At 52.2% G+C, this 207-nt stretch carries 1 pseudogene; it reads right to left on the bottom strand.

The features are described from left to right. Positions 1 to 207 (bottom strand): annotated as a pseudogene (locus ACH1XZ_RS23405) (IS3 family transposase); the annotation flags it as partial.

The following is a 207-nucleotide window of genomic DNA, read 5'->3' as shown; positions in this document are numbered from 1 at the left end:
ACGCACTGGCAGCCGCTGTTTTCCCTTGCGACGAAAATTCAGTTTCAGCAGGCAGTAAATCCGGTGAACACGTTTATGGTTCCAGGTATTGCCCTACCTGCGCAGCAGCTGAAACAACTTCTTAAAACCGTAGCGCGGATAGCGTTCTGCCAGTTCAGTCAGCGCACAGATCACCGGTTCATCACGTCGGGTATCGGGCTGGTAAAA

Origin of the sequence: Kluyvera chengduensis, assembly GCF_044197065.1 — a bacterium.
In the GTDB taxonomy this organism is placed as follows: Bacteria; Pseudomonadota; Gammaproteobacteria; order Enterobacterales; family Enterobacteriaceae; genus Kluyvera; species Kluyvera ascorbata_C.
The sequence above is the reverse complement of the archived record's forward strand: the minus strand, read 5'-3'. Positions and strand labels throughout refer to the sequence as shown.